At 59.1% G+C, this 14,593-nt stretch carries 19 protein-coding genes; 13 read left to right on the top strand and 6 right to left on the bottom strand.

Annotated elements, in window-relative coordinates; genetic code table 11:
• Positions 1-28 precede the first annotated feature (28 nt).
• From pyrR to ACQR3R_RS19255, 3 genes are read left to right on the top strand one after another with little or no spacing between them, the layout of a single operon-like run.
• Positions 29-535, top strand: coding sequence for a bifunctional pyr operon transcriptional regulator/uracil phosphoribosyltransferase PyrR (gene pyrR / locus ACQR3R_RS19265; RefSeq protein WP_428274291.1), 507 nt, complete (start codon positions 29-31; stop codon positions 533-535).
• A 27-nt stretch (positions 536-562) separates the two neighbouring features.
• Positions 563-1,567, top strand: coding sequence for an aspartate carbamoyltransferase catalytic subunit (locus tag ACQR3R_RS19260; protein WP_428274289.1), 1,005 nt, complete (start codon positions 563-565; stop codon positions 1,565-1,567).
• Entirely contained in the window at positions 1,564-2,835 is a 1,272-nt protein-coding gene (locus tag ACQR3R_RS19255; protein WP_428274288.1) for a dihydroorotase, read from the top strand. Before ACQR3R_RS19260 ends, ACQR3R_RS19255 begins: the two co-directional genes overlap by 4 nt.
• 93 nt (positions 2,836-2,928) lie before the next feature.
• Here the strand turns inward: ACQR3R_RS19255 and ACQR3R_RS19250 are convergent, their stop codons facing one another.
• Entirely contained in the window at positions 2,929-3,360 is a 432-nt protein-coding gene (locus ACQR3R_RS19250) for an NINE protein (protein ID WP_428274286.1), read from the bottom strand.
• Positions 3,361-3,611: 251 nt separating this feature from the next.
• Here ACQR3R_RS19250 and ACQR3R_RS19245 point away from each other — a divergent pair, with 251 nt between their 5' ends.
• Positions 3,612-4,232: an NlpC/P60 family protein gene (locus ACQR3R_RS19245; protein WP_428274284.1), complete on the top strand. Its 621-nt coding sequence runs from the start codon at positions 3,612-3,614 to the stop codon at positions 4,230-4,232.
• A 200-nt stretch (positions 4,233-4,432) separates the two neighbouring features.
• On the opposite strand, the gene ACQR3R_RS19240 is transcribed toward ACQR3R_RS19245, so the two are convergent.
• On the bottom strand, positions 4,433-5,467 hold the full coding sequence (locus ACQR3R_RS19240) for a PilT/PilU family type 4a pilus ATPase (RefSeq protein WP_428274282.1): 1,035 nt from the start codon (positions 5,465-5,467) through the stop codon (positions 4,433-4,435).
• A gap of 56 nt (positions 5,468-5,523) precedes the next feature.
• Here ACQR3R_RS19240 and ACQR3R_RS19235 point away from each other — a divergent pair, with 56 nt between their 5' ends.
• The 9 genes from ACQR3R_RS19235 to ACQR3R_RS19195 all read left to right on the top strand — a co-directional run bounded on the left by ACQR3R_RS19235 (position 5,524) and on the right by ACQR3R_RS19195 (position 12,237).
• Entirely contained in the window at positions 5,524-6,213 is a 690-nt protein-coding gene (locus ACQR3R_RS19235) for a YggS family pyridoxal phosphate-dependent enzyme (RefSeq protein ID WP_428274280.1), read from the top strand.
• 34 nt (positions 6,214-6,247) lie between these two features.
• A complete protein-coding gene (gene proC / locus ACQR3R_RS19230) occupies positions 6,248-7,066 on the top strand; it encodes a pyrroline-5-carboxylate reductase (RefSeq protein WP_428274278.1) in 819 nt (272 codons plus the stop codon).
• Positions 7,067-7,090: 24 nt separating this feature from the next.
• Positions 7,091-7,678, top strand: coding sequence for a YggT family protein (locus ACQR3R_RS19225; protein ID WP_428274276.1), 588 nt, complete (start codon positions 7,091-7,093; stop codon positions 7,676-7,678).
• 191 nt (positions 7,679-7,869) lie between these two features.
• Positions 7,870-9,009, top strand: a complete 1,140-nt coding sequence (gene metX / locus ACQR3R_RS19220; RefSeq protein WP_428274274.1) for a homoserine O-succinyltransferase MetX — start codon at positions 7,870-7,872, stop codon at positions 9,007-9,009.
• Positions 9,010-9,016: 7 nt separating this feature from the next.
• The gene (metW, locus tag ACQR3R_RS19215) at positions 9,017-9,637 is read left to right on the top strand and encodes a methionine biosynthesis protein MetW (protein ID WP_428274272.1); all 621 of its coding nucleotides are present in this window, start codon (positions 9,017-9,019) and stop codon (positions 9,635-9,637) included.
• A 26-nt stretch (positions 9,638-9,663) separates the two neighbouring features.
• Positions 9,664-10,098 carry a DUF4426 domain-containing protein gene (locus ACQR3R_RS19210; RefSeq protein WP_428274270.1) on the top strand — a complete coding sequence of 145 codons (435 nt, stop codon included), beginning with the start codon at positions 9,664-9,666 and terminating at the stop codon, positions 10,096-10,098.
• Positions 10,095-10,691, top strand: coding sequence for an RdgB/HAM1 family non-canonical purine NTP pyrophosphatase (rdgB, locus tag ACQR3R_RS19205; RefSeq protein ID WP_428274268.1), 597 nt, complete (start codon positions 10,095-10,097; stop codon positions 10,689-10,691). Before ACQR3R_RS19210 ends, rdgB begins: the two co-directional genes overlap by 4 nt.
• On the top strand, positions 10,688-11,893 hold the full coding sequence (gene hemW / locus ACQR3R_RS19200) for a radical SAM family heme chaperone HemW (protein WP_428274266.1): 1,206 nt from the start codon (positions 10,688-10,690) through the stop codon (positions 11,891-11,893). Before rdgB ends, hemW begins: the two co-directional genes overlap by 4 nt.
• Positions 11,894-11,913: 20 nt before the next feature.
• A complete protein-coding gene (locus ACQR3R_RS19195; RefSeq protein WP_428274264.1) occupies positions 11,914-12,237 on the top strand; it encodes a DUF3392 family protein in 324 nt (107 codons plus the stop codon).
• 93 nt (positions 12,238-12,330) lie between these two features.
• On the opposite strand, the gene trmB is transcribed toward ACQR3R_RS19195, so the two are convergent.
• The 4 genes from trmB to ACQR3R_RS19175 all read right to left on the bottom strand — a co-directional run bounded on the left by trmB (position 12,331) and on the right by ACQR3R_RS19175 (position 14,576).
• Positions 12,331-13,056, bottom strand: a complete 726-nt coding sequence (trmB, locus tag ACQR3R_RS19190) for a tRNA (guanosine(46)-N7)-methyltransferase TrmB (RefSeq protein WP_428274262.1) — start codon at positions 13,054-13,056, stop codon at positions 12,331-12,333.
• Between the two features lie 9 nt (positions 13,057-13,065).
• On the bottom strand, positions 13,066-13,860 hold the full coding sequence (locus tag ACQR3R_RS19185; RefSeq protein ID WP_428274260.1) for a thiazole synthase: 795 nt from the start codon (positions 13,858-13,860) through the stop codon (positions 13,066-13,068).
• 63 nt (positions 13,861-13,923) lie between these two features.
• On the bottom strand, positions 13,924-14,124 hold the full coding sequence (thiS, locus tag ACQR3R_RS19180) for a sulfur carrier protein ThiS (protein WP_428274258.1): 201 nt from the start codon (positions 14,122-14,124) through the stop codon (positions 13,924-13,926).
• Between the two features lie 71 nt (positions 14,125-14,195).
• A complete protein-coding gene (locus ACQR3R_RS19175; RefSeq protein ID WP_428274256.1) occupies positions 14,196-14,576 on the bottom strand; it encodes a DUF423 domain-containing protein in 381 nt (126 codons plus the stop codon).
• Positions 14,577-14,593: the final 17 nt, after the last annotated feature.

The raw sequence follows: 14,593 nt of genomic DNA, 5'->3' as shown, positions 1-14,593 counted from the left end.
CCCGGCTCGGGCCCAAGAAGGAGCAACCATGAGCCTGCCAAATCCCGCCGAACTGATCAGCCAGATGGCGATCCGTCTCAAGGCACACCTGGAACACCGTGGCATCAGCGAACCGCGTTATATCGGCATTCGTACCGGTGGCGTCTGGGTAGCGCAAGCACTGCTCGAAGAACTGGGCAGCGACTCGCCGCTCGGCATCCTCGATGTCTCCTTCTACCGCGACGATTTCAGTCAAAACGGCCTGCACCCGCAAGTCCGCCCCTCGGCCCTGCCCTTCGAGATCGAAGGCCAGCACCTGGTGCTGATCGACGATGTGCTGATGAGCGGCCGGACCATCCGCGCCGCCATGAACGAACTCTTCGACTACGGTCGCCCGGCCAGTGTGACATTGGTCTGCCTGCTGGACCTGGACGCCGGTGAGCTGCCGATACGCCCGAATGTGGTGGGCGCTACGTTGTCGCTGGCGGCCCACGAACGAGTGAAGCTGTCCGGACCATCGCCGCTGGTGCTTGAACTGCAAGACTTCACCCTTTAATTCGCCCTATTGAGAGTCCCCCTCGCGATGACGCCTCTAGAAACCAAGCGCCCGCTGCAGCTCAATGACCAGGGCCAGTTGCGCCACTTCCTCTCGCTCGACGGGTTGCGCCGTGAGTTGCTGACGGAAATCCTCGACACCGCCGATTCGTTCCTCGAAGTCGGCGCCCGGGCGGTCAAGAAGGTCCCGCTGCTGCGCGGCAAAACCGTGTGCAACGTATTTTTCGAGAACTCCACCCGCACCCGCACCACGTTTGAACTGGCAGCTCAGCGCCTTTCAGCAGACGTGATCACGCTGAACGTGTCGACTTCGTCGGCGAGCAAGGGCGAAACCCTGCTCGATACGCTGCGTAACCTGGAGGCGATGGCCGCCGACATGTTCGTCGTGCGCCACGGTGATTCCGGCGCCGCGCACTTCATCGCCGAACATGTTTGCCCGCAAGTGGCGATCATCAACGGCGGCGATGGCCGTCATGCACACCCAACCCAAGGCATGCTCGACATGCTGACGATCCGTCGGCACAAGGGTGGCTTCGAAAACCTTTCGGTGGCCATCGTCGGCGATATCCTGCACTCACGGGTGGCGCGCTCGAACATGCTGGCGCTGAAAACCCTGGGCTGCCCGGACATCCGCGTGATCGCGCCGAAAACCCTGCTGCCGATCGGCATCGAGCAATACGGAGTGAAGGTCTACACCGACATGACCGAAGGCCTGAAAGACGTCGACGTGGTGATCATGCTGCGCCTGCAGCGTGAACGCATGGCCGGTGGCCTGTTGCCGAGTGAAGGTGAGTTCTACCGCCTGTTTGGCCTGACCACCACGCGCCTGGCCGGCGCCAAACCGGATTGCATCGTCATGCACCCGGGCCCGATCAACCGTGGCGTAGAAATCGAGTCGGCTGTGGCTGACGGTCCGCACTCGGTCATTCTCAATCAGGTGACCTACGGCATTGCGATCCGCATGGCCGTACTGTCCATGGCCATGAGTGGACAAACCGCCCAACGCCAATTCGAGCAGGAGAACGCCCAGTGAAGCTCAGCATTCTCGGTGCCCGCGTAATTGACCCGGTCAGCGGCCTGGACCAAGTGACCGACATCCACGTTGAAGCCTGCAAAATCGTCGCCATTGGCGCTGCACCTGCCGGGTTCGTTGCGCTTGAGACAATCGACGCACAGGGGCTGGTGGCCGCTCCAGGCTTGGTTGACCTGAACGTCGCCCTGCGCGAGCCGGGTTACAGCCGCAAAGGCTCGATCGTCAGCGAAACCCGCGCCGCGGCCGCCGGTGGCGTGACCAGTCTGTGCTGCCCGCCGCACACCAAACCGGTGCTCGACACCTCGGCGGTCACTGAATTGATCCTCGACCGCGCTCGCGAAGCCGGCAACACCAAAGTCTTCCCGATTGGCGCCCTCAGCAAAGGCCTCGAAGGCGAGCAGTTGGCCGAACTGGTGGCATTGCGCGATGCAGGCTGCGTGGCGTTCGGCAATGGCCTGGAGAGCTTTCGCAACACTCGCACGCTGTGCCGGGCGCTGGAATATGCGGCGACCTTCGACCTGACGGTGATTTTCCACTCCCAGGACCATGATCTGGCCGAAGGTGGCTTGGCCCACGATGGCCCGACTGCCAGTTTTCTCGGTCTTCCGGGCATTCCGGAAACCGCCGAAACCGTAGCCTTGGCGCGGGATCTGCTGTTGGTCGAGCAAAGCGGCGTCCGTGCCCACTTCAGCCAGCTCACCAGTGCACGCGGCGTGGCGCTGATCGCTCAGGCACAAGCACGCGGGTTACCGGTGACGGCTGACGTGGCGCTGTACCAGTTGATCCTGACCGACGAAGCACTGATCGATTTCAGCAGCCTCTATCATGTCCAGCCGCCGCTACGCACACGCGCCGACCGCGATGGCCTGCGCGAAGCAGTCAAGTCAGGTGTGGTGTCGGCTATTTCCAGCCATCACCAACCGCATGAGCGCGATGCCAAACTGGCACCGTTCGGCGCAACAGAGCCGGGCATCAGCAGCGTAGAACTGCTGCTGCCGCTGGCGATGACATTGGTGGAGGATGGCTTGCTGGATCTACCGACGCTGCTGGCACGCCTGAGTGCCGGGCCTGCGCAGGCATTGCGCTTGCCGGCCGGGAAACTGGCGGTGGGTGGTGCAGCGGATATCGCGCTGTTTGATCCTGCGGCTTCAACCGTGGCCGGTGAAACTTGGCTGTCCAAGGGTGAGAATTGCCCGTTCATTGGGCACACCTTGCCGGGCGTTGTTCGTTACACGCTGGTGGATGGGCGGATCAGCCACCAGGCTTGATATCGGGTTGGCCCCATCGCGAGCAGGCTCGCTCCCACAGGGGATTTGTGTTGTGCACAGATCCTGTGTGGGAGTGAGCCTGCTCGCGATAACTTATCCGAATGTGCCGCGGTTCTGGGCGTTACGCACCGAAACCTGGTCATTCAGCGTCCAGAAGTCATACAGCACGCCTACAAAGAACAATCCGCCCGTCAACAGGTACAGCAATCCGCTGATCCATTTCCCCTGATACATGCGGTGCACGCCGAATACCCCAAGAAACGTCAGAAGAATCCACGCCACGTTGTATTCGATAGGCCCGGCGGTAAACCGCAGGTCGGCTTCACGATCCATCGCCGGGATCAAAAACAGGTCGATCAACCAGCCAATACCCAACAAACCGAAGGTGAAAAACCAGATCGTCCCGGTGATTGGCTTCCCGTAATAGAAACGATGAGCGCCGGTAAAGCCAAAAATCCACAGCAGGTACCCGATCACCTTGCTGTGAGTGTCTTGCTGCAGAACGGGCTGCTGATAGGTGTTCATGGATGACCTCGATTCACACGATAGATAAATATTCTTGGATTCTTTGTGACTTTTTTACGGGTGCCCGACGTATGGCAAATGTTACCTTGTGTCCCGTCAAAGCCTTATACCACCTGAGTTCTGTCCGACAATTGCGTCCATTTGCCGCTTGTTTGGTTCCGTTGACCTCCAGGTTGAATCGACCAACGGCCTCGGAAGGGACAAAAAAGCTGTTATAAAGTTGCGCGCTAACTAATTATGAGCCTTGCCTAATGCGTCCATTTTTCAAGACATGGCTAACCATTTGCCTTTTGATGCCACTGGCCGCCCACGCCACCAATCGTGAGCAACGTCTTCCTAATGTTAATGGTTACACCCCGAAATCCCATGTTTCTGCTCCTGTCAGCAAAAACAAAGCCACTACCAAAAAAACCACTCACCTGAGCAAAGCCAACAGCAAACTTGTACCGCCGATGGCGACCAAGGAAAGCAGCAACGTGTTGAGCCGCGCAGTAAACGTCTTGGGTACTCCTTACCGTTGGGGCGGCAGCAGCCCAAGTAAAGGGTTCGATTGCAGTGGCCTGGTGAAATACGCGTTTAATGACGCGACGTTCGACCTGCCGCGCACCTCGAATGCCATGGCCAGCGGTCATGGCCAGAAAGTCGATCGCAAGGATTTGAAGCCGGGCGACCTGATTTTCTTCAACATCAAGAGCCGTCAGGTTAATCATGTTGCCATCTACCTGGGCAACGACCGCTTTATCCACGCACCGCGTCGTGGCAAGTCGGTGACCATTGATACCTTGAAGAAACCGTATTGGGAAAGCCACTACGTGGTTGCCAAGCGGGTTCTGCCAAAAGAGCCTAATCAGCTGCGCGTCGTACAGCGCTGATCCTCTTCCAAAATCTGCTTCGAATTTGATGCCCTCATCGCGAGCAGGCTCGCTCCCACAGGATTGATGCAGTCCATGTGGGAGCGAGCCTGCTCGCGATGGCGTCCTTAAAAGCGACGCATCTCCCACAGCATTGATGCAGTCCATGTGGGAGCGAGCCTGCTCGCGATAGCGCTCTTGAATACGCTACGCATCTGCGCTCAGAAACTGTCCGGCGATCGCGCTTTCTCTCGCGCATGATCGCGGCTGATCAGCCCTTTGCTCACCAATTCCTTCAAGCACATATCCAGCGTTTGCATTCCCAGATTCCCGCCGGTCTGAATCGACGAGTACATCTGCGCCACCTTGTCTTCGCGGATCAAGTTACGGATCGCCGACGTTCCCAGCATGATTTCGTGCGCGGCAATCCGCCCGCCACCTATCTTCTTCACCAACGTCTGCGACACCACGGCCAGCAACGACTCGGACAGCATCGAGCGCACCATCGATTTCTCATCGCCAGGAAACACGTCCACGACCCGGTCAATGGTTTTCGCCGCCGAGGTGGTGTGCAACGTGCCAAACACCAAGTGACCTGTTTCGGCCGCGGTCAGTGCCAGGCGAATAGTCTCCAGGTCGCGCATCTCACCCACCAGAATCACATCCGGGTCTTCACGCAGCGCCGAGCGCAATGCCGTGGCAAAGCTGCGTGTATCGCGATGCACTTCACGCTGGTTGATCAGGCATTTGCGCGACTCGTGGACGAACTCGATCGGGTCCTCGATGGTAAGGATGTGGTGGTGGCGATGGTTATTCAGGTAATCGATCATCGCCGCCAGCGTGGTGGACTTGCCGGAGCCGGTCGGGCCAGTCACCAATACCAGTCCGCGCGGCGACTCGGTAATTTTGCGAAATACGTCGCCCATACCCAGGTCGTCCATGCTCAGGACCTTCGATGGAATGGTCCGAAACACCGCGCCAGCACCGCGATTCTGGTTAAAAGCGTTTACCCGAAAACGTGCCACACCGGGCACATCGAACGAAAAGTCGGTTTCGAGATGTTTCTCGAAATCCACCCGCTGGGTGTCATTCATGATGGCGTAGATCAGCTCCTGAACCTGCCTGTGGTCCAAAGCGGGCAGATTGATACGTCGCACGTCGCCATCGACACGAATCATCGGTGGCAGCCCTGCAGACAGGTGCAAGTCGGAAGCGCCTTGTTTCGCGCTAAACGCCAGCAGCTCAGTGATATCCATAGCACTCCTCAATTCCAGTAGAATGCCGCCAACCCTCAGACCGCTGGCGCCTCTTGATGTCCACGATAGCAGACAACATTGCCTTGGTTAGCTCACGCATCCGTGCCGCTGCCCTCGCCGCTCAGCGCGACGAACACAGCGTTCAACTATTGGCCGTGAGCAAAACCAAACCCGCCGAAGCCCTGCGTGAAGCGTATGCCGCCGGGCTGCACAACTTTGGCGAGAACTACTTGCAGGAAGCCCTGGGCAAACAGCTCGAATTGGCCGACCTGCCCTTGATCTGGCACTTCATCGGCCCCATTCAATCGAATAAGACTCGCGCTATCGCCGAGCACTTTGCTTGGGTGCACTCCGTGGATCGTTTGAAAATCGCACAACGCCTGTCCGAACAACGCCCTGCCGACTTACCGCCCCTCAACATCTGCATCCAGGTCAATGTCAGTGGTGAAGCCAGCAAGTCCGGTTGCACCCCGGCCGATCTGCCGGCCCTGGCCAGCGCAATCAGCCGGTTGCCGCGCATCAACTTGCGCGGGCTGATGGCGATTCCCGAGCCGACTGAAGATCGCGCCGCGCAGGACGCCGCTTTTGCTGCCGTGCAACATCTGCAAAACAGCCTTGATCTGCCGCTCGATACACTTTCCATGGGCATGAGCCACGACCTAGAGTCGGCCATCGCCATGGGCGCAACCTGGGTCCGCATTGGTACGGCCCTGTTCGGCGCCCGCGACTACGGCACGCAGCCTTGAACCATGGCTGCGCATCACTTTATAAGGAACTGACATGAGCAAAACCCGTATTGCCTTTATCGGTGCCGGCAACATGGCTGCCAGCCTGATCGGCGGCTTGCGCGCCAAAGGCCTGGACGCTGAACAGATCCGCGCCAGCGATCCGGGGAGCGACACTCGCGCCAAGGTCGCCGCAGAACACGGCATCGAAGTGTTCACCGACAACGCAGACGCCATTCAAGGCGCTGACGTCGTGGTATTGGCGGTCAAGCCGCAGGCCATGAAAGCCGTGTGCGAAGCCATCCGCCCAAGCCTTGCACCGAATCAACTGGTGGTTTCGATTGCTGCCGGCATCACCTGCGCCAGCATGAACAACTGGCTCGGCGCCCAGCCAATCGTGCGCTGCATGCCCAATACGCCAGCGCTGCTGCGCCAGGGCGTGAGCGGTTTGTTTGCCACGGCACACGTCACCGAACAGCAACGCCAGCAAGCCGAAGAGTTGCTGTCGGCTGTGGGCATTGCCTTGTGGCTGAATGAAGAACAGCAACTGGACGCGGTCACCGCCGTGTCCGGCTCGGGCCCGGCCTACTTTTTCCTGCTGATTGAAGCGATGACCGCAGCAGGCGTGAAGCTCGGCCTGCCTGCAGATGTTGCAGCACAATTGACGGTACAAACTGCACTGGGCGCAGCGCACATGGCTGTTGCCAGTGACGTGGACGCCGCCGAACTGCGTCGTCGCGTAACCTCGCCTGCCGGCACCACGGAAGCTGCAATCAAATCGTTCCAGGCTGACGGTTTCGAAGCCCTGGTAGAAAAAGCACTCGGCGCCGCCGCGCACCGTTCAGCCGAGATGGCTGAGCAACTCGGTCGCTAATCAGCTCTTACAAAGGAATAAATGATGCTCGGACTCAACGACGCTGCCATTTTCATCATTAAAACCCTGGGCAGCCTGTACCTGCTGATCGTGCTGTTGCGCTTCATCCTGCAACTGGTCAGGGCGAACTTTTACAACCCGCTGTGCCAATTCATCGTGAAGGCCACTCAACCGCTGCTCAAACCGCTGCGCCGGGTTATCCCGAGCATGTTCGGGCTGGACATGTCGTCGCTGGTATTGGCGTTGATCGTGCAGATGCTGCTGATCGCAGTGATCCTGACGCTCAAAGGCTTCATGGTCGACTGGGTGCTGTTGATTCCTTGGGCACTGATCGCACTGTTCTCGCTGTTTTTGAACATCCTGTTCTACGCCATGATCATCAGCGTGATTTTGTCCTGGGTCGCCCCGGGCAGCCACAATCCAGGCGCCGAACTGGTGGCTCAGATTACTGAACCGGTTCTCGCCCCGTTTCGCCGGATCATTCCTAATCTGGGGGGTCTCGACATTTCCCCGATCTTCGCGTTTATCGTGATTCAGCTGCTGCAGAGCTGGCTGATTCCGCGACTGGCGTACTTCGCGTTCATGCCACAAGGTCTGCTCGGCCTGATCTGATCGGGGTGACCGAGTCATCGTTCTTCGCGAGCAATGGCGCTCCCACATTTGGAATGCAGTTTCCTGTGGGAGCAGGCTTGCTCGCGAATGGCGCACCTGGGTCTGACCGAATGAAATCAGCTGGGCCCTTTGCTTGCCGCTAACCCCACCGGTCTTTAGACTTACGCCTCATTTCAACGAGAGCAGGGTCGATGCCAACTGCCTTTCCCGCCGATTCTGTTGGTTTGGTGACGCCGCAAGTGGCGCACTTCAGCGAGCCCCTGGCCTTGGCCTGCGGCCGTTCGCTTCCAGCTTATGACCTGATCTACGAAACCTATGGCACGTTGAACGCCGCGGCGAGCAACGCCGTGCTGATTTGCCATGCCTTGTCGGGCCACCATCACGCGGCCGGTTTCCATAGCCCCGAAGACCGAAAACCGGGTTGGTGGGACAGCTGCATCGGCCCCGGCAAACCGATCGACACTCGCAAATTCTTCGTGGTCAGCCTGAACAATCTCGGCGGCTGCAATGGCTCCACAGGTCCAAGCAGCATCAACCCGGAAACCGGCAAGCCCTTCGGCGCCGATTTTCCGGTGTTGACCGTGGAAGACTGGGTGCACAGTCAGGCGCGCTTGGCCGACCTGCTCGGCATCGGCCAATGGGCGGCCGTGATTGGCGGCAGCCTTGGCGGCATGCAGGCCATGCAATGGAGCATCACGTACCCCGAGCGCATCCGCCATTGCCTGGCCATCGCCTCGGCGCCCAAGCTGTCGGCGCAGAACATCGCCTTCAACGAAGTCGCGCGCCAGGCAATCCTCACCGACCCCGAGTTCCACGGCGGCTCGTTCCAGGAAGCGGGTGTCATCCCCAAACGTGGGCTGATGCTGGCGCGGATGGTGGGACACATTACCTACCTGTCCGACGATTCGATGGGCGAGAAATTCGGTCGCGGCCTGAAGAGCGAAAAGCTCAACTACGACTTCCACAGTGTCGAGTTCCAGGTCGAAAGCTACCTGCGTTATCAGGGTGAAGAGTTCTCCGGCCGTTTCGACGCCAACACGTATCTGTTGATGACCAAGGCGCTGGATTACTTCGACCCGGCAGCGAACTTCGACGATGACCTGGCAAAAACCTTCGCCAACGCCCAGGCCAAGTTCTGTGTGATGTCCTTTACCACCGACTGGCGCTTCTCGCCGGCCCGCTCGCGGGAACTGGTAGACGCACTGATGGCGGCCAAGAAAGACGTTTGCTACCTCGAGATCGATGCTCCGCAAGGCCATGACGCCTTCCTGATTCCGATTCCGCGGTATTTGCAGGCGTTCAGCAACTACATGAACCGAATTACGTTGTGAGAAAGCCATGAGAGCTGATCTGGAAATCATCCAGGAATGGATACCCGCCGGCAGCCGCGTACTCGACCTTGGTTGCGGCGATGGCGAATTGCTGACCTGGCTGCGCGACAACAAGCAAGTGACCGGCTACGGCCTGGAAAACGACCCGGACAACATTGCCGAGTGCGTGGCCAAGGGCATCAACGTCATCGAGCAGGATCTGGACAAAGGCCTGGGTAACTTTGCCAGCAACAGCTTCGATGTGGTGGTCATGACCCAGGCACTGCAAGCCGTACATTACCCGGACAAGATCCTCGACGAAATGCTGCGGGTCGGTCGCCAATGCATCATCACCTTCCCCAACTTCGGTCACTGGCGCTGCCGCTGGTACCTGGCGAGCAAGGGCCGGATGCCGGTGTCCGAGTTTCTGCCCTACACCTGGTACAACACACCGAACATTCACTTCTGCACCTTCGAAGACTTCGAAGCGCTCTGCCGTGGGCGTGAAGCCAAGGTCATCGATCGACTTGCCGTGGATCAACAGCACCGGCACGGGTGGGCCAGTAAGCTATGGCCTAATCTATTAGGTGAGATCGGCATTTACCGCGTCAGCAGCCCAGGGCTGCAGGATCACAAGATCGCGGTGTGAACCACGACATTCCAAGGAGAACGATCATGGGTCGTCTAGCGCTATTATTACTTTCTACCTGCCTGAGCTTCACGGCCATGGCGGCCGACGTCATCAAAGGTGAGCGCCAGGAAACCTTCGGCGACGTGACGGTGCACTACAACACGTTCAATTCGACTTACCTGACACCGGACATTGCCAAGGCAGCCGAGCTGATCCGCAGCAAGAATCAAGGCGTGATCAACGTGTCAGTGATCAAGGGTGGCCAGCCGCTGATGGCTCAGGTAAGCGGTTCGGTCAAAGACCTGACCAGCAAATCCGTACCGTTGAATTTCCGCCAGATCACCGAACAAGGCGCGGTGTATTACATTGCGCAGTACCCGGTAGATCAGCAGGAAACCCGTACCTTTGAAATCAAGGTGCAGACAGGCGACAAGATCAACACCATCAATTTCAACCAAGAGCTTTTCCCCGGCGAATGATCAACTTCACGCAACTCGTACTGGCCAGCCATAACGCCGGCAAACTCAAGGAACTCCAGGCCATGCTCGGCGAGTCGGTGCAACTGCGCTCGATCGGCGAGTTCAGCAGCGTCGAGCCCGAAGAAACCGGTTTGTCGTTTGTCGAGAACGCCATCCTCAAGGCCCGCAATGCGGCACGTATTTCCGGCCTGCCAGCGCTGGCGGATGACTCCGGGCTGGCGGTGGATTTCCTCGGCGGCGCGCCGGGTATCTACTCGGCTCGTTATGCCGACGGCAAGGGCGACGCGGCGAATAACGCCAAATTGCTCGACGCCTTGAAAGAAGTACCGGAGGCCGAACGTGGCGCGCAGTTTGTGTGCGTATTGGCGCTGGTGCGTCACGCCGACGATCCGCTGCCCATTCTCTGTGAGGGTTTGTGGCACGGGCGCATCCTGCCGGCCGCCAGTGGCGAGCACGGTTTTGGCTACGATCCGCTGTTCTGGGTGCCGGAGCGCGACTGCTCCAGCGCAGAACTGAGCCCGAGCGAAAAGAACCTCATCAGTCACCGCGCCCGTGCAATGGATCTGCTGCGCCAGCGTTTGGGCCTGAAATGACCCACGACTCATCCGCGTCGCCGCTGATTTTCGGCGGCGCCGCACAATCGCCACGGGCCGCATTGCCAGTGCTGCCGCCGTTGGCGCTGTACATCCATATTCCATGGTGTGTACGCAAATGCCCTTATTGCGACTTCAACTCCCACACGGCAAGCGCCGTGCTGCCGGAGCAGGAGTACGTCGACGCGTTGCTGGCTGACCTCGATCAGGACTTGCACGCGGTTTACGGCCGGCAATTGAGTTCGATCTTCTTTGGCGGAGGCACGCCGAGCCTGTTCAGCGCCGAGGCCTTGGGCCGTTTACTCAAAGGTGTCGAGCAGCGCATCCCGTTTGCCAGCGACATCGAGATCACCCTAGAAGCCAATCCGGGAACCTTCGAGCAGGAGAAGTTCGTCGCCTATCGCGCGCTGGGCATCAATCGCCTGTCGATCGGCATCCAGAGTTTTCAGGAAGAAAAACTCAAGGCGCTGGGCCGAATCCACAATGGTGACGAAGCGGTACGTGCCGCCGGGATGGCGCGAAAGGCCGGGTTCGATAACTTCAACCTGGACTTGATGCACGGTTTGCCCGATCAGTCGCTGGACGATGCCCTGAGTGACTTGCGCCAGGCCATCGCCCTCAAGCCAACGCATGTGTCCTGGTATCAATTAACGCTGGAACCGAACACGGTGTTCTGGAACCAACCGCCTGTGCTGCCGGAAGACGACACGTTGTGGGACATTCAGGAGGCAGGGCAAGCGCTGCTGGCCGAACACGGTTACGCGCAATACGAGGTCTCGGCCTATGCGCAGCCAGGCCGCCCGGCGCGGCATAACCTGAACTACTGGAGTTTCGGCGACTTCATCGGTATCGGCGCCGGTGCTCATGGCAAGCTCAGCCATCCCGACGGGCGCATTGTGCGCACCTGGAAGACGCGCCTGCCGAAGGACTACCTTAATCCGGACAAAAGCTTTCAGGCCGGCGAGAAGGCGCTAACCAATGATGAGTTGCCGTTTGAGTTTTTGATGAACGCTTTGCGCCTGACCGAAGGCGTAGATTCGCGGCTGTATCCGGAGCGCACCGGGCTGTCGCTGGAAAGCCTTGCCGAAGGCCGTCTCGAAGCAGAACAAAGTGGCTTGTTGCAGGTCGAACCGTCACGTCTGGCGGCCACGATGCGCGGGCAACTGTTTCTCAATGACTTGCTGCAGAAATTTCTGAGCTGATCTCAGCCTAAGGAAAACCAATGGATCTGATACTCGACCTGCTCGCCACCGTGTCCCGCTGGAGCCGCAGCAACCTGTCGGAAATCTCACTGGCACTGGTAGGCTGTTTGCTGGTGCTGTTCGGGGCCGACATCAAGGGCTGGGTCGACCAACGCCTGGGCAGCATTGCCGGCGCGTTGCGTGTCCCGCTGATGGCGTTGGTGTGCATGGTCGGCAGCGGCGTCGCGCTGATCTATGCGACACCGTGGATCATTCGCGGGTTGAGCCAGTTCAACAACTACAGTCTGGCACCGGTATTGTTGGTGGTGCTGGTGTTGATCGGCGTAGTTGCCGACCGCCGCTGAACCTCGAAAACACCGCAAAACAAATGTGGGAGATTCTATGTTTGGGGGGAACCCCCAACCATAGAATCTCCCACATTGGGTATTGCGTAGGGTTCAGGACTGTTTTTCGAATTTCAAATCCCACACGCCATGCCCGAGGCGTTCGCCACGGCGTTCGAACTTGGTGACAGGACGCTCGGTTGGGCGCGGTACGCATTTGCCGTCATCGGCCAAATTGCGATAACCCGGGGCGACGTTCATCACTTCCAGCATGTACTCGGCGTACGGTTCCCAATCGGTGGCCATGTGCAGTACACCGCCGACTTTCAACTTGCTGCGCACCAATTCAGCAAACGAGGCCTGAACGATACGGCGCTTGTGGTGACGACTCTTGTGCCAAGGGTCCGGGAAAAACAGCATCAGGCGATCAAGGCTGTTGTCAGCCACGCACCGGTTGAGCACTTCAATCGCATCGCAATCGTAAACGCGCAGGTTGGTCAGGCCTTGAGTCAGCACGCCATTGAGCAACGCGCCGACACCTGGCCGGTGCACTTCCACGCCAATAAAATCCTGATCCGGCGAGGCTGCGGCCATTTCCAGCAGCGAATGACCCATGCCGAAACCGATTTCCAGCGAACGCGGTGCCGAGCGGCCAAATACTTGGTCGAAGTCCACCGGCGCATCGGCCAATGGCAGCACGAACAGTGGAGTGCCCTGGTCCAGGCCTTTTTGCTGGCCTTCGGTCATGCGACCGGCGCGCATCACAAAACTCTTGATGCGGCGATGTTGGCGTTCGTCGCCTTCTTCCGTCTGGATTGGCGTGTCGTTTGATTCAGTCATCAATGGCTCTTACTTGATCAGACCATCCAGCGGCGAAGAGGCGCTGGCATAGAGTTTTTTCGGCATGCGGCCGGCGAGGTAGGCCAAGCGGCCCGCCACGATGGCGTGCTTCATGGCTTCAGCCATCATGATTGGCTGCTGGGCGTTGGCGATGGCCGAGTTCATCAGCACCGCTTCGCAGCCCAGTTCCATGGCGATGGTTGCGTCGGAAGCAGTACCGACACCGGCATCCACCAGCACAGGAATTTTTGCTTCTTCAAGGATGATCTGCAGGTTGTACGGATTGCAGATCCCTAGGCCCGAGCCGATCAGACCGGCCAGCGGCATGACCGCGATGCAGCCGATTTCCGCCAGTTGACGGGCGATGATCGGGTCGTCGCTGGTGTAGACCATCACGTCGAAGCCTTCCTTGACCAACACTTCGGCGGCCTTGAGGGTTTCGATCACGTTGGGGAACAGGGTTTTCTGGTCCGCCAGCACTTCCAGCTTCACCAAGTTGTGGCCATCGAGCAGCTCACGGGCCAGTCGGCAGGTGCGCACGGCTTCGATGGCATCGTAGCAACCCGCGGTGTTAGGCAGGAACGTGTAGCGATCCGGCGACAGGACTTCGAGCAGGTTCGGTTCGCCCGGGTTCTGGCCGAGGTTGGTGCGCCGTACCGCAAAGGTGACGATCTCGGCACCCGACGCTTCGATGGCCAGGCGGGTTTCATCCATGTCCTTGTACTTGCCGGTGCCGACCAGCAAACGCGACTGGAAGGTACGACCGGCCAGGACGAAAGGCTTGTCGCTACGAACGATGCTCATGGGAAATCCTCTGTTGGGGTGAGGTTCTTGCATAATAATTCTGTGCCCTTGCGGGCCGGGCGACTAGCCGCCGCCGATGGCGTGCACCACTTCGACGTTATCGCCGTCGTTCAGCGTGGTTTGCTGATGTTGGCTGCGCGGGACGATATCCAGATTGAGTTCGACCGCCACCCGGCGTCCGGTCAGGTCCAGACGGGTGATCAGGTCCGCGACGGTTTCGCCGTCGGGCAGTTCAAGGGATTCGCCGTTCAACTGAATGCGCATGCCGAATGCCGCCATCATTTTTAGGGGCTGGCATTCTAGCCCGATCGTGACCTAAAGGTCAGCAACAAGCATCACGCAGTCAGTGGCAGGCGCCAAGCGGCTAGTCCGAGGCAAATCCAGCCTGCAAGAAACGCCAGGCCGCCGAAGGGAGTGATGATCCCAAGCTTGCTGACACCAGTAATCGTCAGCAGATACAAGCTGCCGGAGAACAGCAGGATGCCGATCGCAAAGGAAACACCCGCCCACGTAACCAGGCGCCCCGGAATGTGCGCCGCCAGCAATGCGACACCCAGCAAAGCGAGCGTGTGCACCAGTTGGTAGGTCACGCCTGTGTGGAAAATCGCCAGGTATTCGGGGGTCAAACGGTTTTTCAGGCCGTGAGCGGCGAACGCGCCAAGGGCAACGCCGGTGAAGCCGAAAAAAGCGGCCAGCATCAGAAAGCCACGCAGCATGAAGAACTCCAGTCAGA

The sequence above is a fragment of the Gordonia sp. IEGM753 genome (genome assembly GCF_050321825.1).
Lineage (GTDB): Bacteria > Pseudomonadota > Gammaproteobacteria > Pseudomonadales > Pseudomonadaceae > Aquipseudomonas.
The sequence above is the reverse complement of the archived record's forward strand: the minus strand, read 5'-3'. Positions and strand labels throughout refer to the sequence as shown.

Bases quoted from the DNA above. Each gene is read 5' to 3' on its own strand.
- ACQR3R_RS19235 (WP_428274280.1), top strand. From the start codon at position 5,524: ATGTCCACGATAGCAGACAACATTGCCTTGGTTAGCTCACGCATCCGT.
- metX (WP_428274274.1), top strand. From the start codon at position 7,870: ATGCCAACTGCCTTTCCCGCCGATTCTGTTGGTTTGGTGACGCCGCAA.
- ACQR3R_RS19240 (WP_428274282.1), bottom strand. From the start codon at position 5,467: ATGGATATCACTGAGCTGCTGGCGTTTAGCGCGAAACAAGGCGCTTCC.
- trmB (WP_428274262.1), bottom strand. From the start codon at position 13,056: ATGACTGAATCAAACGACACGCCAATCCAGACGGAAGAAGGCGACGAA.
- ACQR3R_RS19175 (WP_428274256.1), bottom strand. From the start codon at position 14,576: ATGCTGCGTGGCTTTCTGATGCTGGCCGCTTTTTTCGGCTTCACCGGC.
- rdgB (WP_428274268.1), top strand. From the start codon at position 10,095: ATGATCAACTTCACGCAACTCGTACTGGCCAGCCATAACGCCGGCAAA.
- ACQR3R_RS19185 (WP_428274260.1), bottom strand. From the start codon at position 13,860: ATGAGCATCGTTCGTAGCGACAAGCCTTTCGTCCTGGCCGGTCGTACC.
- ACQR3R_RS19260 (WP_428274289.1), top strand. From the start codon at position 563: ATGACGCCTCTAGAAACCAAGCGCCCGCTGCAGCTCAATGACCAGGGC.
- ACQR3R_RS19250 (WP_428274286.1), bottom strand. From the start codon at position 3,360: ATGAACACCTATCAGCAGCCCGTTCTGCAGCAAGACACTCACAGCAAG.
- hemW (WP_428274266.1), top strand. From the start codon at position 10,688: ATGACCCACGACTCATCCGCGTCGCCGCTGATTTTCGGCGGCGCCGCA.
- ACQR3R_RS19225 (WP_428274276.1), top strand. From the start codon at position 7,091: ATGCTCGGACTCAACGACGCTGCCATTTTCATCATTAAAACCCTGGGC.
- ACQR3R_RS19210 (WP_428274270.1), top strand. From the start codon at position 9,664: ATGGGTCGTCTAGCGCTATTATTACTTTCTACCTGCCTGAGCTTCACG.
- metW (WP_428274272.1), top strand. From the start codon at position 9,017: ATGAGAGCTGATCTGGAAATCATCCAGGAATGGATACCCGCCGGCAGC.
- ACQR3R_RS19195 (WP_428274264.1), top strand. From the start codon at position 11,914: ATGGATCTGATACTCGACCTGCTCGCCACCGTGTCCCGCTGGAGCCGC.
- proC (WP_428274278.1), top strand. From the start codon at position 6,248: ATGAGCAAAACCCGTATTGCCTTTATCGGTGCCGGCAACATGGCTGCC.
- ACQR3R_RS19245 (WP_428274284.1), top strand. From the start codon at position 3,612: ATGCGTCCATTTTTCAAGACATGGCTAACCATTTGCCTTTTGATGCCA.
- thiS (WP_428274258.1), bottom strand. From the start codon at position 14,124: ATGCGCATTCAGTTGAACGGCGAATCCCTTGAACTGCCCGACGGCGAA.
- pyrR (WP_428274291.1), top strand. From the start codon at position 29: ATGAGCCTGCCAAATCCCGCCGAACTGATCAGCCAGATGGCGATCCGT.